Origin of the sequence: Nocardia sp. NBC_01503 (assembly GCF_036327755.1) — a bacterium.
Taxonomy (GTDB): Bacteria; Actinomycetota; Actinomycetes; order Mycobacteriales; family Mycobacteriaceae; genus Nocardia.
Genome location: NZ_CP109596.1, coordinates 3,610,025 through 3,632,331 on the forward strand (window position 1 = coordinate 3,610,025; position 22,307 = coordinate 3,632,331).

Below are 22,307 nucleotides of genomic sequence, written 5' to 3' on the forward strand. Positions count from 1 at the left end.
TGCTGAGTTCTTTGTTGCGCTGGGCCACAGTTGTGCTGCGTCAGCGATGTGCGGGGCCAACCATAGTGACCCCGTTCGCGAGCTCCGCCGCCAGGACTCGAACCTGAACTAACTGAACCAAAATCAGTGGTGCTGCCATTACACTACGGCGGATTGCAACCCGGCGGACCGTTTGGTTCGCCGCGTGGCTGTTCTATGGCACGCGCGTAGATACTCGCACATGGCGTGCCAATTCCGCGATTTTTGCTTGTGAAAGCGACAACTGATTTCGTGAGATCGGGGTAGCTCGCCGGGTACGTCCAGAACTTGGCCACTCGCCCAACCGCAGGCCCGGTGGGCGACGGTTGGCGCGCCTTGCGGCCGGCTAAAGGTTCGGGGAGGCGGGATATGCAATGGTTGTAGGACGTTCGTACGGCATACACGGGAGGCGGGGCGATGACTTCGGGTGATGGCAACCGGGTGTCGCGGCCGCGTATGACGGGGACGCAGCGGCGGCAGCAACTCATCGAGATCGGGCGGGCGCTCTTCGCCGAGCGGGGGTACGACGCGACTTCGGTGGAGGAGATCGCGCAGCGGGCGCAGGTGTCCAAACCCGTGGTGTACGAACACTTCGGCGGCAAGGAGGGTTTGTATGCCGTCGTGGTGGATCGGGAGATGTCCGCGCTGCTGGAGATGATCACCGCGTCGCTGGCGCAGAACCGGTCGCGGGTGCGCCTGGAGCAGGTGGCGCTGGCGTTGCTCACCTACATGGAGGAGCGCACGGACGGGTTCCGCATTCTGGTGCGCGACCAACCGGCCTCCGCCGCGGAGGGCACCTACTCGAGCCTGTTGAATGAAGCCGTAAATCAGGTGGCGCACATACTCGCCGGTGATTTCGAGCGCCGCGGTTTGGATATGAGTTTGGCGACGCTGTACGCACAAGCGCTGGTGGGCATGGTCGCAACGGCGGCGACGTGGTGGCTGGACGTGCGATCACCCTCGAAGGAAGTGGTCGCCGCGCACCTGGTGAATCTGTGCTGGAACGGTCTCACGCATCTGGAGGCCGACCCCAAGCTGGCGTCGGAATGGCCCAGCGGCAAAGGGGTACGAGACCTATAGGTCTGAAATCGGTATGGCACAGCGGCGGAACTGGACAGTTAACCAGCGAATTGCGAAGGAGGACGGGTCGAATGCTCGAATCGACTGGCATACGGCAGCCGGGTGGTACGGTTCACCCATCCTTCGAGTGCTGTTCGAACTGTGATGTCGGTCAACTTCGGGATGTCGGTCTACTTCAGGATGGCTGGTTTGATGACAGGCGGATCTGATGGCTAGGCAAGCGCGTGCGGAGATCACTCGCGATTCCGTGCTCGCGGGCGCGGCCGATGTCTTTCTGCGATTGGGGTACGCGAACGCGTCCCTGTCCGAGATCATCGCACAATCGAATGTGACCAAGGGCGCCTTGTACTTTCACTTCGGCTCCAAGGAGGAGCTGGCGCGCGCCGTGGTCGATCAGGGCAATGAGCGACTGATCAGCGCGTGTCAGGGCTTCTTCGATCCGCGCGTGCCCGCGCTGGAGGCGTGTATCGGAATCACCTATGTGGTGGCCGATCTGACGATGAACGATCCGATGGTCGGGGCGATGCTCAAGCTGACCCATCAGATCGGCGACTACCGCGGCGCGACGGGTGAGAACATCGCCAAGACCTGGGGTGAGACGCATCGGCTGCTCGCGGAACGCGCTATCGCACAAGGGGATCTGGAGCCCGATCTGGATCCGGAGACCATCGGCCTGCTGCTGCAGGAGGTGACGACCGGCGTCCATATGGTCGCGGTCAGCACCGAGACCATCGATCAGATGGCGACGCGGATGGAGCGGGCCTGGTACTTCCTGCTCCCGTCGATCGTTCCGGACGAAAAGGTCGCGTACTTCAGGGAATTCGCGGCCCGCCGCCTGCGCCGCTACGTGCAGTAGCTGTCCCGCCTCTCCGCGACTTCGGCGCACGGCTTGGGAGCCGTGAACCGTTGGGGACGCGTGGTGCGGGTGGGTGCCGTCACCCATTTTGGGGGTGCCCCCGGAGTTACCCCGAACTCGCGAGATCAGTTGTCGCGTTGGGAGGTTCGCGTGACTACCGGGGCATGTCCGGATTCTCGCGTTTGAGTCTGCGCCAGCCGCCCGCGCGGTTGTTGGCGACGATCTGTTTGAACATGGCGAGAAGGGCTGGGGCGTTGAGGGTTTCGCCCTCGTGCACGGCGATCATGCGGGCGGTTTTGTTGTCGTGGCCGCCGGTGATGATGCCGTGCGGGTCGGGGACTATCCCGCCGTCGTAGAGAAAGACGTCCAGGGCCTTCTTGGTGCCCAATAGGGCGCAGATATTTCCGTCGAGGACGAAGTACGGCTGGACCGTCCGCTTGATCGTCTCCTGGACCGCGGGGTCCGCCGCGTGCACGATCTCGCGCACCTGATGGCAGATCTTGCGCTGCCATTCGGGTAGCCCCTCGATATAGGTGTCCACCCGAGGATCGACCACATAGGACATATAGCCATGAAAGCACGCGGAGACAGCGTCTGTGTGAAAGCTGTCAGTCCCCGTGATTAGACTCGGATGGTTGTCCGAACCGCTGATCTGCGCCCAGGAGTCCGCCTCATGTCGAGCCAACGTCCACCTCTCGCGGGACTGGCCGCGGTGGCCGGTGCCGATACCTCGTTGCAGCAGGTCAAAAGCCTGATCGGGCGGGCGTCGGCAATGCTGGTCGCCCCGTCGGCCGTCCGGCCGTTCGTGGCCGCGACCATTGCAGAGCAGCGGCCGCTGGTGGTGGTGACCGCCACCGGGCGCGAGGCCGATGATCTGACGGCGGAGCTCACCGAGATGCTCGGGGCGGGTGTAGCGGTGTTCCCGTCCTGGGAGACGCTGCCGCATGAGCGGTTGTCTCCGGGCGCGGATACGGTCGGCAAGCGGTTGCAGGTCTTGCGGCGGCTGACTCATCCCGAGGACCCGGTGTACGCGGAGCCGCTGCGCGTGGTGGTGACCACGGTGCGCTCACTCATGCAGCCGATGGCGCGCGGGCTCGGCGATCTCGAACCCATTGTGCTGCGCGTAGGCGCGGAGTTCGACTTCGACGAATTGCTCGCGCGGCTGGTGGAATTCGCGTACGAGCGCGTCGATATGGTCGGCAAGCGCGGTGAGTTCGCGGTGCGCGGCGGCATCCTCGATCTCTTCCCGCCCACCGCGGATCATCCGGTACGCGTGGAGTTCTGGGGTGACGAGATCAGCGAACTGCGTGCCTTCGCCGTCGCCGACCAGCGCTCCATCCAGGATGTGCCGATCGAGCTGGCGGTGGCCCAGCCCTGCCGGGAACTGTTGCTCACCAATGCCCTTCGTGAGCGCGCCGCCGAGGTCGCCGCCGAGAATCCCGCCGATGCCGCCCTGGTGGAGATGCTGGAGAAGATCGCCCAGGGCATTCCGGTGGAGGGTATGGAGGCGCTGCTGCCGGTGCTGCAACCGGGTGAGCTACAGCTGCTCACCGAGGTGCTGCCCGCGCAAACCCATGTGCTGCTGTGTGATCCGGAGAAGGTCCGCACCCGCGCCGCCGATCTGGTGCGCACCGGACAGGAGTTCCTGGAGGCGTCCTGGACCGCGGCGTCGTTCGGCGGGGCCGCGCCGCTGGGCGCGCACGGTCTGGATCTGGCGGCCTCGGCCTATCGTGGTCTGGATGTGGTGCACGCCGATGCCGAGCAGCGCGGGCTGCCCTGGTGGACGCTGAGCCCGCTGATCGCCGATCATCCGGACGAGATCGTGCTGCCGGTGCAGTCCGCGCCGTCGGCGCGCGGCTCGGAGGAGTTGGTCGCCACCATCTTCGCCTCGCTGCGCGCACATGTCTCGACCGGTGGCCGGGCGGTCATCGTGGTGGCGGGACACGGTACGGCACAACGCATTCTGGAGCGCCTGGCCGATGCCGAGGTGCCCGCGGCCGCGCTGGAGGCCGGGGCCGAACCGGTGCGCGGACTGGTCGGGGTGCTCTGCGGTTCGCTGCACGACGGCATCATGTTCGACGATGCCGGGCTGGTGGTGATCGCCGAATCCGATCTCACCGGTAACCGGGTCACCGCACCCGGCGAGGGTAAGAAGCTCGCCGCCAAGCGCCGCAATCAGGTCGATCCGCTGGCACTGCGCGCCGGGGATATGGTTGTGCACGATCAGCACGGCATCGGCCGCTTCGTCGAGATGATCGAGCGCACGGTCGGCGGCGCGCGCCGCGAGTACCTGGTCATCGAGTACGCGCCGAGTAAGCGCGGTCAGCCGGGCGATCGCCTCTTCGTTCCGATGGATTCGCTCGATCAGCTCTCCCGCTATGTCGGCGGTGAGATGCCGAGCCTGTCCAAGATGGGCGGTTCGGATTGGCAGAACACCAAACGCAAGGCGCGCAAGGCCGTTCGCGAGATCGCCACCGAACTGGTCCAGCTCTACGCCGCCCGCCAGGCCGCGCCCGGTCACGCCTTCGGCCCGGACACCCCGTGGCAGGTGGAGATGGAGGACGCCTTCGCCTTCACCGAGACGGTCGATCAGCTCACCGCCATCGCCGAGGTGAAGGCCGATATGGAGAAGGCCGTTCCGATGGACCGCGTCATCTGCGGCGATGTCGGTTACGGCAAGACCGAGATCGCGGTACGCGCCGCGTTCAAGGCGGTGCAGGACGGTAAGCAGGTGGCGGTGCTGGTGCCGACAACGCTACTGGCGCAACAGCATCTGCAGACCTTCCATGATCGGCTGGCCGGTTTCCCGGTCACGGTGAAGGGCCTGTCCCGCTTCACCGATGCCGCCGAATCGCGCGAGATCACCGAGGGTATGGCCTCAGGCGAGGTCGATATCGTGGTCGGCACGCACCGGCTGTTGCAGACCGGTATTCGCTGGAAAGACCTGGGCCTCACCATTATCGACGAGGAACAGCGTTTCGGCGTCGAGCACAAGGAGCACATCAAGGCGCTGCGCACGCACGTGGATATGCTCACCATGTCCGCGACGCCGATTCCGCGCACCCTGGAAATGAGCCTGGCCGGTATTCGCGAGATGTCGACCATTCTCACCCCGCCCGAGGAGCGGCATCCGGTGCTCACCTATGTGGGCGCGTACAACGACAAGCAGGTCGCCGCCGCCATTCGCCGTGAGCTGCTGCGTGACGGCCAGGTTTTCTATGTCCACAATCGGGTGTCCTCGATCGAGAAGGCCGCCAAGCGGATTCGCGATCTGGTGCCGGAGGCGCGGGTGGCGATCGCGCACGGGCAGATGAACGAGGACACGCTCGAGAAGACCGTGCAGGGTTTCTGGGAGCGCGAATTCGACGTGCTGATCTCGACCACCATCATCGAAACCGGTTTGGATATCTCCAATGCCAATACGCTGATCGTGGAACGCGCTGACGCGCTGGGTCTTTCGCAGCTGCATCAGCTGCGCGGTCGCGTCGGCCGCAGTCGGGAGCGCGGTTACGCGTACTTCCTGTACCCGCCGGAGAAGCCGCTCACCGAGACCGCCTACGACCGGCTCGCCACCATTTCGCAGAACTCGGATCTGGGTGCCGGTATGGCGGTCGCCATGAAGGACTTGGAGATTCGCGGTGCGGGCAATGTGCTCGGCGCGGAGCAGTCCGGACATGTCGCGGGTGTCGGCTTCGATCTGTACGTGCGCCTGGTCGGTGAGGCGGTGGAGGCGTATCGCGCCGCCGCCGACGGCCGCCCGATCACCGTCGATGAGGAGATCCGCGAGGTGCGGATCGACCTCCCGGTGGACGCGCATATCCCGCCGGACTACATCGCCTCGGACCGGCTGCGCCTGGAGGGTTACCGCAAATTGGCCGCAGCCCAGGATGATTCGGGCCTGGCCGCCGTGGTCGAGGAGCTAGTCGACCGCTATGGCCCGCTGCCGGTTGAGGTCGGCCGCCTGGTCTCGGTCGCCAAACTGCGACTGCTGGCACGCGAGTACAAGATCGCCGAGATCGGTGTCACCGGCACCACACTGAAGGTCGCGCCGCTGCAACTGCCGGACTCGAAACAGTTGCGGCTCAAGCGGCTCTACCCGAACGCGACCTACCGTCCGGCCACCGGCATCGTGCAGTTGCCGCTGCCCCGGGTGGAGGACAGTGTCGGCGCGGCCCGCGTGCGTGACGTCCAGGTCCTCCAGTTCGTCGCCGATCTGCTACTGGCCCTGGATGGGAAAGCACCCGGCGCGGTCGATGTCAGGATCGCGCCCGAGGCGGCCGCGGCCCGATGAGCCCGTCGGACAGCAGCGGCAGTGGCCCGTTCTCGGGTGGGGATCTGGTGGCCGATGCCGCTCGTATGTCGGAGGCGCTCGGGGAAGCCGCCGAGGTCATGGATCGGCTGTGGAATTTCGGCGGCTGGGAGGTCACCCAGACCCACGATTCACTGCGGCCGTATCTGCTGGAGGAGACCTACGAACTCCTCGACGCGATCCAGGCCGGTGATGCCGAAACCATTCGCGAGGAGCTCGGCGATCTACTCCTACAGGTGCTGTTCCACTCCCGAATCGCCGAGGCCGCAGGGGAATTCACCGTCGCGGAGGTGGCGGCCGCGCTGGTCGCCAAGCTGACGCATCGCAGTCCGCATCTGCTCGACGACGGTATCGACGCGGCCGCCGATATCGAATCCAAGATCGCCGCGCAGGAGGCGGCGTGGGAGGAGCGCAAGACCGCGGAGAAATCACGCCGCTCCTGTCTGGACGGTATCGCCATGGCCCAGCCCGCGTTGGCGCTGGCGGAGAAGGTGCGCTCGCGCAGCGGTAAGGCCGGGCTGCCGGACGAGCTGATTCCGGCGGCGCTGCGCGTGGTCGAACTCGGCGGTCCGGAGAGCGCGGAGGAGCGCTTGCGCAAGGCCACACTCGCCTTCGCCGCGGCTATTCGCGCCGCTGAGGATGCGGCGGAAGTGGCTCGCGCGGAACGGCTTCCTCTCACGGCCGCGGATTGGCGCACGTTCTGGCCGGTGGCCTGACCGCACCGACCGCCCGGCATCGCGATGTAATCCGATCGCTGCCCGTCGGCCGGGCGGTTCGCGGTCCCTGCCCGCTATGCTTCTGCTGTTTCGGGTTCAGAGGAGGGGTAATGCGGGGGCGCACGGTAGCCATATGTCTGGCGCTGTTGTTCACGGTGACGGGCTGCGGCAAGGTTGTGAGCGGTGTCGCGTCCCCCGATCCGGTGGTGGTGAAGATGGCCCGCCTGACGCCGGACAAGATCTCCGATGTCATGCTCTCCCTCGACGATGTGGGCAAGATCGTCGCCTCCACCACCCTCACCCAGCGGTTCGAGAACACGGTTCCCACGGTTCCGAACTTCACCTACTCGCCCGCCGAGTGCGCGCCCATGATGTACACCGCCGATCTGGATACCTACGGCGAGAAGTGGAATGGCTTCCGGCTGCGCTCATTCCGTGAGGCGGACGACAATTACCAGCACGCGGTCTACCAAACCGTCTCCACGTACAAGAACTTCCTGGTGGCCGAGTCCATGGTCGGCCATTACCGGGACGTCCTCGCGCAGTGCAAGGACAAGGACGTGACCAATACGCCCAAGGATTCCAAGGACAAGGCGAGCGTCCTGCGGGTGACGGCGGTTTCGCACAACACCGACCCCGGCGCGGTCTCGGTCGATTGGACGGTCTCCTCCAGCGGCAGCACCTGGGTCTGTTCGGACACCATGCGCACCCAGGGCAACGCCCTGATCGAGGTGTCGAGCTGCTCCTACGCCGACGCCCGCACCTCGGCGATCGTCGCCGATCGGATCGCCGCCAAAATCCGCCAGCTCAACTGAACAGAAAGCGCTATCCGGCCGGGTGATTCGGCCGGATAGCGCTTTTCGGTGCGACGGAGTCGGTCAGACGTTGACGCCGTAGTCGCGGGCGATACCGGCCAGACCGGAGGCGTAGCCCTGGCCGATGGCGCGGAACTTCCACTCCGGGCCGTGCCGGTAGAGCTCGCCGAAGACCATGGCGGTTTCGGTGGAGGCGTCTTCGGTGAGGTCGAAGCGGGCCAGTTCGGAGCTGGTCATGGCATCGACAACGCGGATGTAGGCGTTGCGGACCTGTCCGAAGGACTGGCTGCGGATATCGGCCTCGTGGATCGATACGGGGAAGAAGATATTGGTGATCGTCGGGGGCATGGCTGCCAGGTCGACATTGATCACCTCGTCGTCACCGTCACCGGCGCCGGTGAGATTGTCACCGGTGTGCTCGATGGTGCCCTCCGGCGAGCGCAGATTGTTGTAGAAGACGAAATGCGCATCCGACAGCACCCGCTGGTTCGGTCCGCAGGCCATCGCGCTGGCATCCAGGTCGTAGTCCGCGCCGGTGGTCGTGCGAACGTCCCAACCCAGGCAGACGGCGACCTTGGTGAGGTTCGGGGCCTGTTTGGAGAGCGAAACGTTTCCACCCTTGGCCAAGCTGACAGACATGATCTCCTTCCCCGCGGCGCATTCACACCGCATCCCTTCCCGATTATGGTCGATCCGGGGACCCGCTGTGCGCGTTCATTTCGGCGCCGGGGTTGCGGTTACGAAACCATGTCGGAAATGTCCTAATTAATGGGTGTGGAAACCGTTCAGTTACGTTCGGACACCATCGATTTCAGCGTCGCGACGCGTTTCTCCAGATACCGCAATTCTGTCGGATCGATCACATCGCGCTGGATTCCGGCGGCCACCGCGAACGCGGACTGCCGATGATCGTCGATCACCTCGACCTCGATCGCCACCGCCGTGTAGTCGTCCGCGCCGGGCATCGGGTCCGCGAGGATCTCCGCGTTCCCCCGCGCGCACAGCGCGACATTCCCGCCGCCCAGAATCAGCAGCGCCACCGCCGGGCGCTCCCGCAGCCGCGCCAGTGAACCGCGATCGGACTTGAGGCTCAGCAGGATCCGCCGATCCCCGGCACGCACCGGCCAGGAGACCGGAATGGCGTGCGGGCTCGGATCGGTGGTCACCAGGACCGCGATGGTGTCGAGCGGCCACTCGGGCAGGACGCTCAATTCGGGGTGTTCCGTCTCCGGTTCCTCCGTCGAGGACTCTTGCCGCTCCCGCGCCTCGGCTACCATCCGTCCCACCTCACGATCGGGTACCACACAGCGGGCTGGACTGTGCTGCCAGCAAGTGTATGCCGTTGCCGCCGTTACGCGCTCGCGTCCGAAACGCCCACCCGGAACGAACTTTCGGTCACTCTTGTCGGTTACAGCTGTGAAAATACCTCCGGACCTGCGGGGTGATGGATTGACTAGCAGCGATAACGGTTGCATCATTCGTTACAGTCCCTCGTCCAAACGGGGTCTTGCGAGTAACCGGCCGATGACCGTCCGGTGAAGGATCGTCCGCCGATCGGCGTAGACGAACGCAACAGCAACGAAAACCTGGCGCGCAACGGATTTCGCGCCCCCGGCGACAGCTGGGCGTGCTGCGGCGGTGCAGGGGTGACAGGTGTGAGGTGATAGCGCGAGAGAGCGGAGACCGGTGATGGTGGAAATTGGTTCGGGGCAGCAGCCGGACATGGTGGCGATGGTGGGAGGCGCGAGCGTGGCGAATCTCGTGGCCTCCGATGCGGTGATCGACGATCTGCGCTATCTGCGCGGGGAGCTCAGCGCCGCGGAGGTGCCGTATCTGCTGGTGCGTGACTCCGATCATCGGCTGGTGCTGGCGGTGGACACCTCGCACCGGGGTGCGCTCCGGCGGGTGCTCGGGGCCGCCGTGGTCGCCGGGTTCTCCTGCAATGAGAAGCAGCACAATGTCTTCCGGCTCGGCCGCGATATGGACACCGCCCATCACGTGGATATCGAACTGTGGGAGTACCACGGCGATACCGTCGAATGCCCGCGCCCGAACGCCCTGACCCGCAATGTCTTCGACCTCGCCGATGTCGAACACGGCACGGTACTGCTGTACGACACCAGCTGGCCGACCCTGGAGGGCATGTTCGCCCCGCACCCCACCGATGTCGGCTTCGATATCGATATCGTCTTCTCCTGGGTGGACGGTACCGATCCCGAATTCCGGGCGCGCCGTGCGGGAATGATGGCGCAGGTGGTGGTCGGCGAGGGCGATGAGGCCGACGCCCGTATCCGCCAGATCGACGAACTGCGGTACGCACTGCGCTCGGTGTACAAGAACGCGCCGTGGATTCGGCGCGTCTTCATCGCCACCGATTCGCGCGTACCCGATTGGCTCGCAGCCGATCCCAGGGTGACGATCGTGCGCGCCATCGATCACTTCGCCGATGCGAGCGGGCTGCCGGTCTTCAATTCCCATGCGGTGGAGAGCCAATTGCAGCATATCGAGGGGTTATCAGAGCATTTCCTATACTCCAATGACGATATGTTCTTCGCGCGCCCGGTACGCCCGTCCATGTTCTTCACCCCGGCGGGCATCAGCCGCTATATCGAGGCGGGGACGCGAATCGGACCGGGTGCCAATAACGAACGCCGCAGCGGGTTCGAGAATGCCGCGCGCATGAATCGGCAGCTGTTGACGCGCAGGTTCGGGCATATCATCACCCGGCATCTGGAGCACACGCCGGTTCCGTTGCGGCGCAGTGTGCTTCATGAAATGGAGCAGGCGTTCCCGGAGGATTTCGCGCGCACCCGCACCAGTCGCTTCCGCGCGGCCACCGATATCTCGGTGACCAATTCGCTGTACCACTACTACGCGCTGCTCACCGGTCGCGCGGTGCCGCAGGAGTCGGCGAAGGTGCGGTACGTGGACACCACGCTGTACACCGGACTGGCGCTGCTGGACGGTCTGTTGCGGCGGCGCAATGTGGATTTCTTCTGCCTCAATGACGGCAGTTTCCCGGAGGTGCCCGAGGCCGAACGGGTGCGCGCTGTCTCGGAGTTCCTGGAGACCTACTTCCCGGAGCCCGCGCCGTGGGAGAAGCCGGAGACGATCACCAGCGGACTGGCCGCCTTCGAATCCGGCGCCGCCTGACCCCTTCTCGTCATCCCGCCCAAAAGCATGCCGGGATGACGTGGGAACCAGTTCAGCCGGATTCGGTGGCGGTATCCCGGCGCCGCAGCACATGCGGAATCCCCCCGGCGGGCGGAATCACGATCCCGGCGTCGGTGAGCCGCTGGGCCGCCTGCTCCGGGGTCTGCGGTTCGCCGACGGTGGGTCCCGTGCCGATGGGCACCACCGAGTGCACCACCGTGTCTGGATAGATGTGCACATAGTTGAACGCCTGTGCCCCGTCTCGTCCGCGAATCCCACCCTGGCGTACCGCCAGATCCTGGCTGTAGCAGGTAGCCGAGGCCACCGAGACCGGAATACCGGCGAAGGTCGCGCTGGTCGAGAAGTGCAGATGCCCGGCCAGAATGGCGCGCACATCGGTACCGTCCAGCACATCGGCGAGGCGGCGCTGATCGCGCAGCTCCACCGTCACGGCCGGATCCAGCACGCAGGGGATGGGCGGATGGTGCATGGCCAGAATGGTCCCGAACGGCGCGGGCTCGGCCAGCACCTGACGCAGCCAAGCCAGTTGGTCGTCGGTGATCTCGCCGTAGTGGTGCCCCGGCACGGTGGTGTCGAGGGCGATGATGCGCAGTCCGTCGAACATATGCACCGCGTCCAGCGGTGCGGCCGAACCCTTTTCATCGAGCATGTGTACGCGTAGCGCGGCGCGATCGTCATGATTGCCCGCCACCCAGACCACCGGTGCGCCGATGCGGTCCGCCCACGGTTGGACCAGCGCGCGTAGCTTGCGGTACGCGCCTGGCTCGCCCTGGTCGGTGAGATCGCCGGTGAAGACAATGGCGGTCGGTCTGATATGACTCGCCTCGGCCTCGCCGAGCAATTGGCCGAGTCGGGCCTCCGCGTCGACGTCCCCGTAGAGATCGGCGTCCGCGGCGATCAGATGGGTATCACTGAAGTGGAACAGCACATGGTCTGCCCTCGGGTACTCAGCGACTCTCGCGATGTACACGGACATCCTCCCCGGATGGTGTGTGCCCTCGGCTTGCCGATTTCCGTCCGCCAGACTAGCGAAGCCGTTTCCTCCAGCTTGCCCGCGGCCAGTGACGGCATGCTTGCGAGTAGGTGAGATTTATGTGTCGGCTCAGTGCCCGAGGCTACCGGCCAGCACCCGTGGATGTTCCTGCTCACGCGCGTGCAGCAGCGTGAAGTAGCGCCGCAGCATCAGGGCAGCTGTGGTGGCGAGACCGGCGGTCAGCCCCCACCAGACACCCGCCGCCCCGAGATGCAAGGGGAAGGCGAGCAGTAATGCCGTGGGCAATCCCACAATCCAATACCCCACCAGGGACAGTCGGAAACCTGCCCCGGTGTCCTTGAGCCCGCGCAGCAGGCCGACGCCGATATTCTGCGCGGCGTCGAAGAATTGCAGCACGATCGCGATCAACAGCAGGGTGTGCGCGAGTGCGACGGTGGCGGCATCGGCGTCGTTCAGGAAGGGGTGCAGCACCCAATCCGGTGCGGCCACATAGACGATGCCGGTGACCGCCGCGATGATGCCCGCGAAGCGCAGCGCCAGCCACGCCACCGACCGCGCGTGCTGATACTCCTCGCGCGCGACGGCCTTGCTCACCAGGATCGACGCACCGTGCGAGAGCCCGATCGCCACTTGGAACACGATGTACACGATCTGATAGACGACATTGTGCGCCGCCAGCGCCGCCGCCCCGAGACTGCCCATGACCAGCGCCAACACCGAGAACATGCCCGCCTCGGACCCGTAGGTGAGCGCGATCGGCGTTCCCAGCCGCAGCTCGTCGCGCACCGTGGCCCACTGCACCGGCCACATCCGAACCGGCAGTGTCGCACCGAGTTTCGTATCCCGGCGCACCATGGCCCAGAACACCCCGAAGGTGATCAGGAAGACCAGCGAGGCGGCCACGCCGATCCCGGTCAGCCCCAGCTCCGGCAGGAACAGCCAGCCGTGCATGAACGTCAGCGCCAGCCCGGCATTCAAGGCCACCGACCCCAGCGTCACCAGCAATAGCGCCTGCGGCCGTTGCATCCCCACCGAATACTGCCGCAACACCTGAAACCACAAGCAGGGCAACAGCCCGGGGGCGAGCGCGACCATCATCGGCCGTGCCTCCGCCAACACCGCCGCATCCTGCCCGAGCCACCGCAGGGCCCACCCGAGCCCGATAAGCAGTGCGCCCCCGAGTAATCCGGCAATGGTCGCGATCAGGAAACTGCCCCGCACCACCTCCCGAACTTCCCGCTCGACGCCCACCCCACCGCGCTGGCCGCGACTGACCACGGTCGCCACCTGATTACCGGTCCCGGTGATCAGCCCGACGCACATGGTCCGAATCTGGTTGAACAACACCAGCGCCAGCCCACCCGCCGCCACCTGCCGCACCCCGAGCGTCCCCATCAACGCGATATTGGTGGTGGACACCGCCACCTGCGCGAGTTGAGTCAGCGCGATGGGCGTGGCCAGCGAATAAAGCGCTCCCCCTCTCGGCGCTTGCCGCCCAACATCGGATCGCCGGTGGCCGAGACTCATTTGCCCGCGGCCCCGGCGGAAACTGCGGTGGCCGTTCCGAATTCGTGATCTTCGAAGAAGTTGTCGGTGACGTCGGACGATTCGATAGGAGTCCGGTATTCGGTGATGCCGGACAGCTCGGCAGCCTCCAGCGAACTCGGGTTCGCCGCGGGGAGCTCGGTGATCGCCGAACTTTCGGCGAATTCGGCGGCTTGGGTGCCGGTCGTGGGTTCGGTGTCCGGCTGCCCGTCCGACGCCAGCAGGATGGTGTGCGTCTCCGCGCCGCGCGAGAGTTCGTCGGATTCCGGTGTGGCGCAGCGCGCCGGTGAGTAGCGGTCCAGCATTTCGGCGACCGCACTCTCGGTCTCCGCATCGAGGAGATCCCGGTCGCTCATCCATTCGTCGTCGAAGACGGTGTCGAGGTACTTCTCGCCGCCGTCGCCGATAATGGTGACCACCGTGGATCCGGCCGGGAATTCGTCCATCCGCCGCAGCGCCGCGAAGACGGACCCGCCCGCGGAGCCGCCGATCATCAGCCCCAGCTTCGCGGCGACCACGCGTGCGGTGGCGAAGGCCTCCACATCGGAGACCTTCACACCGTCCTCGAGCAGGCTCAGATCCTCGTCCACCGTTTTGCCGGGATCAGCGCCCTCCGGGGTACCGGTGCCCGACTGCCAGTACGGACCCGCCGGACCACCGAAGGCTATGGATCCCACCGGTTCCACTCCATACATGAGCAGTTCGACTCCGCGGTCGCGCAGTCGTCGGCCGGTGCCGAAGAGTGAACCACCGGTGCCGACGGCGGAGATCAGCACGTCGACCCGTCCGAGATCGGCAAGCAATTCATCGGCGAGGGCGTAGTAACCCAGCGGATTCGCGTCATTATTGTGCTGTTCGGTGAAGTACGTGTTCGGCTCGAGCCCCGCGCTCCGCGCCGCCTCGCATTCCACGCGCGCCAATTTCTCGGCCAGTTCCTCGCGGGCCGAGGTGGAGAGCGTTTCGTCATCGTCCTTGGATGCGAATACCAGTTCCGCGCCCATTGCCTTCATTGTCCGAAGTTTGTCGCGGCAGGCATGGTGATCGACCACCGCGGTGAAGCGATACCCGCGTTCGGCCGCGATAACCGCCAGCCCCAAACCGGTATTCCCGGAGGTGGATTCGATGATGTGCCCGCCGGGCCGAAGCACTCCACGCGCCTCGGCATCATCGACCATGGCCCTGGCCATTCGAATTTTCGCGGCACCCGTGGGATTCATGTTCTCGAGCTTCAGGAACAGCCGTGTGCCGGTGTCCGTGGCTGCCAGCTCGAAGAGGGGGGTGCTGCCAATAAGGTCTGTCACGCGGTTCGTGACACCCGGCATTTAAGGATCTCCTTGTTGAGGGAAGGTTTATTTGTCCTGTTCCGTGCCCTGGAGCAGAACTCAGAGGTACTCTAATACCGGGAAATTCCCAGCCTCTTCACAATGGCTGAAATGCGCTGATACGTCATGCGCGTGTTAGGTGGAGACGGCGAGTCGAGGCTCCACTCGAAGTACCTTCCATCGATGGCAAACCGGTAGCGGCCGTCGTCCGACCGGACCGCGATGACCTTCGGCGGGAGCGGTAGCTGATGGAACGACGACTCATTGCTGTCCATTTGATAACCGGCCGTATTGGGGTAGACGAGGAGATCGCCCAATAGCGCGGCGCGTGGAAGTGGGATGCGACGCCGGCTGAGCATATCGTCGTCGAGGCAGGATGAACTGCCCACACAGGTCGGGGTGAGGTCACCGGGCAGGTTCGGCCAGAGCGCCGGATCCGGCAGGAATTCGCTGTCGAACCACTGTTCGGAGAGGCTGAAGCTGGTGCCGTTCACCGTCAGCAATCGGTAGGGAAGGCCGTGCGCCTGACGGGTTTTCGCACCCTGAACCTGGAACACCGTGCATCCGGCCTGGTCCAGCAGCGCCCGACCGGGTTCGATCACGAGCCGGATGTTATTGGTGCGCAGGCTATCCGCCAACCCTTGGTGCTCGAGTACGGCTGCGAGCATCGCGGGACCGGCGTGCGGGAAGTGGTAGGGGTAGTAGTCGGTCGTGGGCGCTTGATCGCCATGGAACCAGCGCGGATTGACGCCACCCAGGAAGGTTTTCCAAGCCTCGGCGGGCACGTAGTCCACGCCGAAGCCGCCGCCGATGGAGATCGTATTCGCGGGAAGGCCCAGTGCGCGCGCTCGTCCGCACCATCCGATCAGGTCGGCCGCCAGCTCCGCGCGCGGCTCGATCCGGTAGCCGCTCAGGTGAAAGCTGAAGCCTTCCAACCGGATCAACTCGGCATCGATACGATCCAGCGCCTCGTTCAGTTCTTCCCTCGTCATCCCGAACCGACTGTTGCTTCCGGTCGGGAGCACACGTAGTAGCACCCGAGCGGGAATGCCGATGGCGGTCAGGCGGCTCAGTTCGGCGAGTTCGTCGATCGCGATGAGTGCCCGGTGGCGTGCGGCCAGCGTCAGTAAGGCCTCGGATTTGGCCGGACCGGTCACCACGATGTGCTCGCCGCGGATCCCTTCGTGCAGTGTGGCGTCGAATTCGCCAACGCTGGAGACGTCGACACCGACGCCGGTGCTCGCGCATGCCTGCACCACGCTCGCGGATTTGTTGGCCTTCTTGCCGTAATAGATGACGCCGTCCACGCCCTTGCGCGTGAATACGCTTCGGAATCCCTCGATGTTTTCGGCCACCCGGGCCGGATAGAGGATGTGGAATGGCCCGTCGATGGCCTCGGACATGCGAAGCAGGAGTTCCGGGTCCGCCAGCAGGCGCTCTTCCCAGTCGTCGCGGTAGGCGGGCATAGGAGTGGCGGTGATCTCGGATAGACCGGGCGGCAAGGTCAGGGATTTCGTGGTGGGAGTCAGTGCGATGTCCCTTCATCGATGTTCAGTCCCATAGCGGTACCTCTGTCCCACGACCCTCGGCGATAGCCCTGGTGGCCAGGGCATGTGCGACGGCGATGTCGGTGAGAACCAGGCCGCTGTTGTAGACGAAGATGCGTTCGTCGTCGGATGTTCGGCCGACGGCGCGGCGGTTGAGAATTTGTGGCAGTTCGGCGTCGACCCTGCGTAGTCGACCGTCGGGACCCGCCATATCGGTGCCGGTGAGCGCCATTTGCTCGGCGCTGGTTGCGATTACGCGATCGGCATCGGCGAGAGTGGAGGGGGCCAGGCCGTATCCGACCAGCACCACGGTAGTGCCGGGTGCGAGATCATCGGCCTCGATCGCCACCTTGGTGCCGGGTCCAGCGGTAGCCAGAATGATGTCGGCGCCGCGGGCGGCGGCGCCGGGATCGCTGACCAACTCCAGTTCGGCCTGCGGATGATGGTGCAGCAGTTGCTGACGCACCGCCGCCAAACCCTCGGGATGGGTGCCGTAGAGCATCAGCCGATTCAGATACGGATTCGCGGCGAGCAAGTGCGGCAGGGCATTTCGCCCCTGGGTGCCGGTGCCGATGAGTAGCACGCTGCGCGCGCCGGGCCGCGCGGTCTCGCGCACCAGCAGTGCCGAGACCGCCGGCGTGCGCAGCGCGCCGACGCGCGCGCAGTCCATCATGGCCAGCGGCATACCGGTGGCGTCGTCGTACAGCGTGATGGTGGTGTAATACCGCTTGGTGGATCGATCGTGATGTGGATCGAATTTGTACGAGGTCTTCATGGCCACCACGCGCCGTCGCCCGTCCCGGCCGAGCATGGCGTAGGCCACCGACCAGCCGTCGGGGTGAGCGACGCTGAGCTTGCGCGGATTGTCCGAATCTCCCGCCGCGAAGGCGAGATACGCGTCCTCGACGGCGCGCACCACTTCGGCGGGGCTGATCGGGACACTGGCCAGGTCACTGCGACTGAGCACACGCAGCGGGGTCGGTCGGGCACTCACTTGTGGCTACCTCGGATCGATCGTGCGGAAAGGCGTCACCACCCGCTGGCCGTACCCGTTCTCCTCGGCTTCGGTCGCGGCACGACTGCGCCGGGGCAGCCTGATGTTCACGCGCTTGAGCCAGCGGTCGGTGCCGTCGTAGCGGGGGGTGAACGGCACTCGTCCGTGCACCACAACGTCATTGTCCACCAGTAGTAGTTCTCCGGGACCCAAAGCGGCGGTGATGCAAACCCTTTCGAGTTCCGTGGCCAAATGGTCATAGGCGGCGCGGTATTCGTGATCCGCGGTGTCGAGGGGGGTGTACGCGGGATCGAAGCGCAGGGTGAGCTGTCCGTCGTCGTCGCCGAGCGTGGCGACCGGGGGAGCGGGGTCCCGGGGGAAGTCGGTGCCGTAGGAGACGTCCGGCAGGATGGGCAGGCGCCGCACGCTGAGTAGATTCCGCTGTGCCGCATCGAGTTCCACTCGCCGCACCGATGAGACGGTGGTGCCGACCCGGTTCGGATTGCGCAGACATCCGAGCATCAGGAGGTTGGCTCGTCCGGGGTGGAAGGCATCCTCGGTATGCGGGCACAGCAGTACGGTGCTGCTGGCGCCGGATTGTTCCTGCTCGTGTCCGGGTGTGGGGACAATATTGTTGACGAGCCGCCCGCCCTGCTGGCCTTCCCATCCGAAAGGCTCTCCGGCGCAACGTGCGAGCAGCAGCATGGTGATGTCGAGGGCGAAGCTGGACGATGCACGCCCGGGGTCTCCTGCCCATGCCGCGGCCTGTCGCCAGTCGACCGGTGTCTGTCCGAGTTCGGCATCGCTGAGCGGTAGCTGTCCGATGACCGTCACCCCCGCGACGGTGCCGGGTGCGCGCATGGCCTGGTGCACTGCCTCGGGTAATTCGATGTAGCGGGTGTCGATGTGGTCCAGCAGGGTCGGATCGCCGAGAGTGGTGGCAATCGCCTGGCTAGGTCCGACTGTGACGGCGATCTCATTTGCCAGGGCGCGAACCGCGGCTCCGGCCTCCGGTGGCAGTTCGCGTCGTTCGAGTTCTGAAGGGTGAAACGTCTTACGTTCGGAGAGAACGCTTTTCACCAAGGGGGTGCCTTCCTGGCCTCTGAGGTGACGTGGTGTTTCTTGATACCCGTGGGAAGTTAGTGGGCAGCGCTAAATTTGGCAAGGCTTACCTAAAGGGCGTGTTGCGAAGATAGCTGAGAGGTATCAAAGGTCAGCGGCGAGGGTAACCGACGCGTATCGATCCGAGCGACTCGAGCAAGCGGCCGTTCACGTTCATGGCTGGAACAGCGAACTATCTGGATGATGAGAAGGGTGCGTCCCCGCAAAGCCGATGTCGGCTCCACCGTGACCCGCGTCGGCCTATTGGGCACGGCGATCGCTCTCGTACTGCTGACCGGTTGCGGCACAACGAATCTCACCCCTGTACCGGACTCCATGCCGCCCGGCGCCGGTGCACCGCTCCCGGTCATCGATCTGGATGCCCCGGGGCGCAGTGCGATTCAGCTCAGTACCTGGGCGAAGGAGCAATCGGACGTACTGGGCATCTCCCAGGTGGCCCTGGAGGCGTACGGGTATGCCGCCGCGGTCCTGGCCCGTTCCCGCCCCGAGTGCGGTATCGGCTGGACCACCATCGCGGGCATCGCCAGCGTCGAGAGCCGGCACGGCACCTATCACGGTGCGAAAGTGGCCGCCGACGGCAAGGTTTCACCGCCGATCCGCGGTATCGCGCTGGACGGCGGTCCGGATGTCGCGCACATTCCGGACACCGATCAAGGTAAATACGACGGCGATCCGGTCTACGACCGAGCCATGGGCCCCTTCCAATTCATCCCCGAAACCTGGCAGCACTGGGGCGTGGATGCCAACGGCGACGGCATAGCCGATTCGGACAATATCGACGACGCCGCCCTCACCGCCGCCCGTTACCTCTGTGCCAGCGGCGGCGACCTCACCGGCGCCCCCGGCTGGCAACAGGCCCTGATGACCTACAACCAATCCGCTGCCTACATGAACAAGGTCCGCTACCGAGCCGCCGCCTACAGCGTCGGCCGCGAGGCCTGATTCCAAGCCCCGAGTCCACCCGCCCAACCTGCGAGGTTCGCGGCCGGTCCCGGTTCTGGACTGAGTGGAGCGGGGGAGCGCAGCGGAGGAGCGGAGGGAGGGAAGAACCGGGACTTCAAGGCCGCGAACCCGCCCGGAGCGAAGCGGAGGGCAAAAGACCCAGTAGGCTCGCCTCAGCACGGGAATGCCGTGCGACCTGCCGTGTCAGCAGCCGAAGGAGTGTCGTTTCGTGGCCATCATCGAACAGGTCGGAGCTCGCGAGATCCTGGATTCGCGTGGCAACCCCACTGTCGAGGTCGAGATCGCTCTCGACGACGGCACCCTCACTCGCGCGGCCGTGCCGTCCGGCGCCTCCACCGGTGAGCATGAGGCCGTCGAACTGCGTGATGGCGGCGACCGTTACAACGGCAAGGGCGTGCAGAAGGCCGTCGAGGGTGTCCTCGACGAGATCGCACCGGCCGTGATCGGTCTCGACGCCGTCGAGCAGCGCACCGTCGACCAGACCCTGCTGGATCTGGACGGCACCCCGGACAAGTCGCGTCTGGGAGCCAATGCGCTGCTGGGTGTTTCGCTGGCCGTGGCCCGCGCCGCCGCCGAATCCTCGGGCCTGGAGCTGTTCCGCTACGTGGGCGGCCCGAACGCCCATGTGCTGCCGGTCCCCATGATGAACATCCTCAATGGTGGCGCGCACGCCGATACCGGTGTCGATGTCCAGGAGTTCATGATCGCCCCCATCGGCGCGCCCACCTTCAAGGAGGCGCTGCGCTGGGGTACCGAGGTCTACCACTCGCTCAAGTCGGTGCTCAAGGCCCAGGGCCTGTCCACCGGTCTCGGTGATGAGGGCGGCTTCGCCCCCGATGTCGCCGGCACCAAGGCCGCGCTGGATCTGATCGCCATCGCCATCGACAAGGCGGGCTACAAGCTCGGCACCGATGTGGCGCTCGCGCTCGATGTCGCCGCGACCGAGTTCTACACCACCGGTTCGGGTTACAAGTTCGAGGGCAGTGTCCGCAGCGCCGCCGAAATGAACGACTTCTACGCCGAACTGCTCTCGGCGTACCCGATCGTCTCGATCGAGGATCCGCTGTCCGAGGACGACTGGGACGGCTGGGTCGCGCTCACCGATTCCATCGGTGACAAGGTGCAGCTGGTCGGCGACGACCTGTTCGTCACCAACCCGGAGCGCTTGGAGGAGGGCATCGCCAAGGGCGCGGCCAACGCACTCCTGGTGAAGGTCAACCAGATCGGCACCCTGACCGAGACCCTGGACGCGGTCGACCTGGCGCACCGCAACGGCTACAAGACGATGATGAGCCATCGGTCCGGCGAGACCGAGGACACCACCATCGCCGATCTCGCGGTGGCCGTCGGCTCCGGTCAGATCAAGACCGGCGCCCCGGCTCGCTCGGAGCGGGTTGCCAAGTACAACCAGCTGCTGCGCATCGAAGACGCGCTCGGCGACTCGGCGCGCTACGCCGGTGATGTCGCCTTCCCGCGTTTCGCGTTCGAAGGCTGAATAATCGGTACCTCCGGCCCTGACGGACGGGGGTAGGGGTTTCAGGGGCGAAGCCCCTGAGAGCCCCCGAGAGTTGGGCATTCCAACAGCTGAGTTTCGAGGTGTGAGATGACGGAGCGACGGGCGCGCGGAACCAGTCCGGCAGGACGCGGTGACCGCCGCCCGTCGCGTACCGCCAAACCTCGGGCGGGTGCGGCGAAGTCGAGGTCCGGTGCGGCGAAACCGCGCACCACGGCCAAGCGCACCGAATCGCGCTCGGCGAGCGGAAGCGGCAAACGCCGTTCGGCCGCCGGCGCCGCCACCGCCAAGCGTTCCGCGCGGGCCAAATCCGATCGGCATGAACGCAAGATCCTGGGCCTGTCCACCGGTCGCGCGATCCTGCTGGCCGCGGTGCTCTGCGGATTGGCGCTCACCCTGGCGGTACCGCTGCGCACCTACTTCAGCCAGCGCGCCGAGGCCGCCTCCCTCGCCGCCCAGCGCGAACAACTCCAGGACGATGTCGCCCGCCTGCGCGATCGTCGTGTGCAACAACAGGATCCGGCCTATATCAAGGCTGAGGCCCGGGACCGGTTGCGCGTGGTGATGCCCGGTGAAACCCCGTACATCGTGCAGGTGCCCGGTATCGAACAGCCCGCGGTACCGGCCGCGCCCGTCAAGACGCGCGAACCGGACCCCTGGTACACCGAGCTGTGGCGCAGTATCTCGCTGCCGCAGCCCAGTACCGCCCCACCCGCGAATCCGGTGCCGCCCGCATCGAATCCGCCCGCCCCAGTCGAGGAAGGACAACCCAGGTGACAGCGTTCGAGAGCCACCGCACACCCAGCGAGCGGGATCTCGAGATCGTCGCCAAACAACTGGGGCGTGAGCCGCGCGGCGTACTGGAGATCGCGTACCACACCCCGGACGGGTTGCCCGCCGTGGTGAAGACGCAGCCGAAACTGCCCGACGGCACCCCGTTTCCGACGCTCTACTACCTGACCGATCCGCGGCTGACCGCCGAGGCCAGCCGGTTGGAGACCACCGGCATCATGCGCGAGATGACCGAACGGCTCACCCGGGACGCCGAATTGGCGGCCGGGTACCGCGCGGCGTACGACAGCTATCTGGCCGAGCGCAATGCCATCGAGGATCTGGGTACCGATTTCGCCGGTGGTGGTATGCCGGATCGAGTGAAGTGCCTGCATGTGCTGATCGCGCATTCGCTGGCCAAGGGGCCCGGGGTGAATCCGCTGGGCGATGAGGCGGTCGCGCTGGCCGCGGAGCATGGCTTGCGCGGCACCGCGATTCCGGCAGACTGGCCGAAATACGAGCAGCATGAGCCGCGTTCGGCGGGCGAGGCGTGAGGGTGCGGGCCCGG

General features: G+C 65.7%; 18 protein-coding genes, 1 tRNA gene and 1 pseudogene. 10 read left to right on the forward strand and 10 right to left on the reverse strand.

Features of this window, described 5'->3' with window-relative positions; all coding sequences use genetic code 11:
* Nucleotides 1-82: 82 nt before the first annotated feature.
* Nucleotides 83-153: transfer RNA gene (locus OHB26_RS16095), tRNA-Gln, on the reverse strand.
* 321 nt (nt 154-474) lie between these two features.
* On the opposite strand from OHB26_RS16095, the gene OHB26_RS16100 reads away from it, so the two are divergent.
* Together OHB26_RS16100 and OHB26_RS16105 are read left to right on the forward strand one after the other, a co-directional pair.
* The gene (locus OHB26_RS16100) at nt 475-1,098 is read left to right on the forward strand and encodes a TetR/AcrR family transcriptional regulator (protein WP_330185665.1); all 624 of its coding nucleotides are present in this window, start codon (nt 475-477) and stop codon (nt 1,096-1,098) included.
* Nucleotides 1,099-1,306: 208 nt separating this feature from the next.
* Nucleotides 1,307-1,954 (forward strand): TetR/AcrR family transcriptional regulator, encoded by a 648-nt coding sequence (locus tag OHB26_RS16105; protein ID WP_330184966.1) that lies wholly within the window; start codon nt 1,307-1,309, stop codon nt 1,952-1,954.
* 154 nt (nt 1,955-2,108) lie between these two features.
* Here the strand turns inward: OHB26_RS16105 and OHB26_RS16110 are convergent, their stop codons facing one another.
* Nucleotides 2,109-2,519 carry a DUF1801 domain-containing protein gene (locus OHB26_RS16110; protein WP_330184967.1) on the reverse strand — a complete coding sequence of 137 codons (411 nt, stop codon included), beginning with the start codon at nt 2,517-2,519 and terminating at the stop codon, nt 2,109-2,111.
* 108 nt (nt 2,520-2,627) lie between these two features.
* Here OHB26_RS16110 and mfd point away from each other — a divergent pair, with 108 nt between their 5' ends.
* The 3 genes from mfd to OHB26_RS16125 all read left to right on the forward strand — a co-directional run bounded on the left by mfd (nt 2,628) and on the right by OHB26_RS16125 (nt 7,794).
* A complete protein-coding gene (gene mfd, locus OHB26_RS16115; protein WP_330184968.1) occupies nt 2,628-6,245 on the forward strand; it encodes a transcription-repair coupling factor in 3,618 nt (1,205 codons plus the stop codon).
* Nucleotides 6,246-6,310: 65 nt separating this feature from the next.
* Nucleotides 6,311-6,979 carry a MazG family protein gene (locus tag OHB26_RS16120; RefSeq protein ID WP_330185666.1) on the forward strand — a complete coding sequence of 223 codons (669 nt, stop codon included), beginning with the start codon at nt 6,311-6,313 and terminating at the stop codon, nt 6,977-6,979.
* A 110-nt stretch (nt 6,980-7,089) separates the two neighbouring features.
* Nucleotides 7,090-7,794 (forward strand): sensor domain-containing protein, encoded by a 705-nt coding sequence (locus OHB26_RS16125; RefSeq protein ID WP_330184969.1) that lies wholly within the window; start codon nt 7,090-7,092, stop codon nt 7,792-7,794.
* 63 nt (nt 7,795-7,857) lie between these two features.
* Here OHB26_RS16125 and OHB26_RS16130 read toward each other — a convergent pair whose 3' ends face one another.
* Both OHB26_RS16130 and OHB26_RS16135 read right to left on the reverse strand, forming a co-directional pair.
* The gene (locus tag OHB26_RS16130; protein ID WP_330184970.1) at nt 7,858-8,433 is read right to left on the reverse strand and encodes a TerD family protein; all 576 of its coding nucleotides are present in this window, start codon (nt 8,431-8,433) and stop codon (nt 7,858-7,860) included.
* Nucleotides 8,434-8,579: 146 nt separating this feature from the next.
* The gene (locus OHB26_RS16135) at nt 8,580-9,071 is read right to left on the reverse strand and encodes a hypothetical protein (RefSeq protein ID WP_330184971.1); all 492 of its coding nucleotides are present in this window, start codon (nt 9,069-9,071) and stop codon (nt 8,580-8,582) included.
* A 445-nt stretch (nt 9,072-9,516) separates the two neighbouring features.
* Here OHB26_RS16135 and OHB26_RS16140 point away from each other — a divergent pair, with 445 nt between their 5' ends.
* Nucleotides 9,517-10,947 (forward strand): stealth family protein, encoded by a 1,431-nt coding sequence (locus OHB26_RS16140; RefSeq protein ID WP_330185667.1) that lies wholly within the window; start codon nt 9,517-9,519, stop codon nt 10,945-10,947.
* Nucleotides 10,948-10,999: 52 nt separating this feature from the next.
* Here the strand turns inward: OHB26_RS16140 and OHB26_RS16145 are convergent, their stop codons facing one another.
* The 6 genes and pseudogenes from OHB26_RS16145 to OHB26_RS16170 form a co-directional block, all read right to left on the reverse strand.
* On the reverse strand, nt 11,000-11,938 hold the full coding sequence (locus OHB26_RS16145; protein ID WP_330184972.1) for a phosphodiesterase: 939 nt from the start codon (nt 11,936-11,938) through the stop codon (nt 11,000-11,002).
* Between the two features lie 132 nt (nt 11,939-12,070).
* Nucleotides 12,071-13,489 carry an MATE family efflux transporter gene (locus OHB26_RS16150; protein WP_330184973.1) on the reverse strand — a complete coding sequence of 473 codons (1,419 nt, stop codon included), beginning with the start codon at nt 13,487-13,489 and terminating at the stop codon, nt 12,071-12,073.
* 299 nt (nt 13,490-13,788) lie between these two features.
* Nucleotides 13,789-14,829, reverse strand: a pseudogene (locus OHB26_RS16155) (PLP-dependent cysteine synthase family protein); the annotation flags it as partial.
* Nucleotides 14,830-14,900: 71 nt separating this feature from the next.
* Nucleotides 14,901-16,295 carry an alanine racemase gene (locus OHB26_RS16160; protein ID WP_330184975.1) on the reverse strand — a complete coding sequence of 465 codons (1,395 nt, stop codon included), beginning with the start codon at nt 16,293-16,295 and terminating at the stop codon, nt 14,901-14,903.
* Nucleotides 16,296-16,380: 85 nt separating this feature from the next.
* Nucleotides 16,381-17,343 (reverse strand): ornithine cyclodeaminase family protein, encoded by a 963-nt coding sequence (locus OHB26_RS16165; RefSeq protein WP_330185668.1) that lies wholly within the window; start codon nt 17,341-17,343, stop codon nt 16,381-16,383.
* Between the two features lie 33 nt (nt 17,344-17,376).
* Nucleotides 17,377-18,450, reverse strand: coding sequence for a TauD/TfdA family dioxygenase (locus OHB26_RS16170; RefSeq protein WP_330185669.1), 1,074 nt, complete (start codon nt 18,448-18,450; stop codon nt 17,377-17,379).
* A gap of 225 nt (nt 18,451-18,675) precedes the next feature.
* On the opposite strand from OHB26_RS16170, the gene OHB26_RS16175 reads away from it, so the two are divergent.
* The 4 genes from OHB26_RS16175 (at nt 18,676) to OHB26_RS16190 (ending at nt 22,293) form a co-directional block, all read left to right on the forward strand.
* Nucleotides 18,676-19,434, forward strand: coding sequence for a lytic transglycosylase domain-containing protein (locus OHB26_RS16175; protein WP_330185670.1), 759 nt, complete (start codon nt 18,676-18,678; stop codon nt 19,432-19,434).
* A 229-nt stretch (nt 19,435-19,663) separates the two neighbouring features.
* Nucleotides 19,664-20,950, forward strand: coding sequence for a phosphopyruvate hydratase (eno, locus tag OHB26_RS16180; protein ID WP_330184976.1), 1,287 nt, complete (start codon nt 19,664-19,666; stop codon nt 20,948-20,950).
* Nucleotides 20,951-21,058: 108 nt separating this feature from the next.
* Nucleotides 21,059-21,745, forward strand: a complete 687-nt coding sequence (locus tag OHB26_RS16185) for an FtsB family cell division protein (protein ID WP_330184977.1) — start codon at nt 21,059-21,061, stop codon at nt 21,743-21,745.
* Nucleotides 21,742-22,293, forward strand: a complete 552-nt coding sequence (locus OHB26_RS16190; protein ID WP_330184978.1) for a DUF501 domain-containing protein — start codon at nt 21,742-21,744, stop codon at nt 22,291-22,293. The genes OHB26_RS16185 and OHB26_RS16190 overlap by 4 nt, the downstream gene beginning before the upstream one ends.
* Nucleotides 22,294-22,307: the final 14 nt, after the last annotated feature.

Bases quoted from the DNA above. Each gene is read 5' to 3' on its own strand.
- OHB26_RS16135 (WP_330184971.1), bottom strand. From the start codon at position 9,071: ATGGTAGCCGAGGCGCGGGAGCGGCAAGAGTCCTCGACGGAGGAACCG.
- OHB26_RS16160 (WP_330184975.1), bottom strand. From the start codon at position 16,295: ATGCCCGCCTACCGCGACGACTGGGAAGAGCGCCTGCTGGCGGACCCG.
- OHB26_RS16130 (WP_330184970.1), bottom strand. From the start codon at position 8,433: ATGTCTGTCAGCTTGGCCAAGGGTGGAAACGTTTCGCTCTCCAAACAG.
- OHB26_RS16125 (WP_330184969.1), top strand. From the start codon at position 7,090: ATGCGGGGGCGCACGGTAGCCATATGTCTGGCGCTGTTGTTCACGGTG.
- OHB26_RS16120 (WP_330185666.1), top strand. From the start codon at position 6,311: ATGTCGGAGGCGCTCGGGGAAGCCGCCGAGGTCATGGATCGGCTGTGG.
- OHB26_RS16150 (WP_330184973.1), bottom strand. From the start codon at position 13,489: ATGAGTCTCGGCCACCGGCGATCCGATGTTGGGCGGCAAGCGCCGAGA.
- mfd (WP_330184968.1), top strand. From the start codon at position 2,628: ATGTCGAGCCAACGTCCACCTCTCGCGGGACTGGCCGCGGTGGCCGGT.
- OHB26_RS16105 (WP_330184966.1), top strand. From the start codon at position 1,307: ATGGCTAGGCAAGCGCGTGCGGAGATCACTCGCGATTCCGTGCTCGCG.
- OHB26_RS16140 (WP_330185667.1), top strand. From the start codon at position 9,517: ATGGTGGCGATGGTGGGAGGCGCGAGCGTGGCGAATCTCGTGGCCTCC.
- OHB26_RS16100 (WP_330185665.1), top strand. From the start codon at position 475: ATGACGGGGACGCAGCGGCGGCAGCAACTCATCGAGATCGGGCGGGCG.
- OHB26_RS16110 (WP_330184967.1), bottom strand. From the start codon at position 2,519: ATGTCCTATGTGGTCGATCCTCGGGTGGACACCTATATCGAGGGGCTA.
- OHB26_RS16185 (WP_330184977.1), top strand. From the start codon at position 21,059: ATGACGGAGCGACGGGCGCGCGGAACCAGTCCGGCAGGACGCGGTGAC.
- OHB26_RS16175 (WP_330185670.1), top strand. From the start codon at position 18,676: ATGAGAAGGGTGCGTCCCCGCAAAGCCGATGTCGGCTCCACCGTGACC.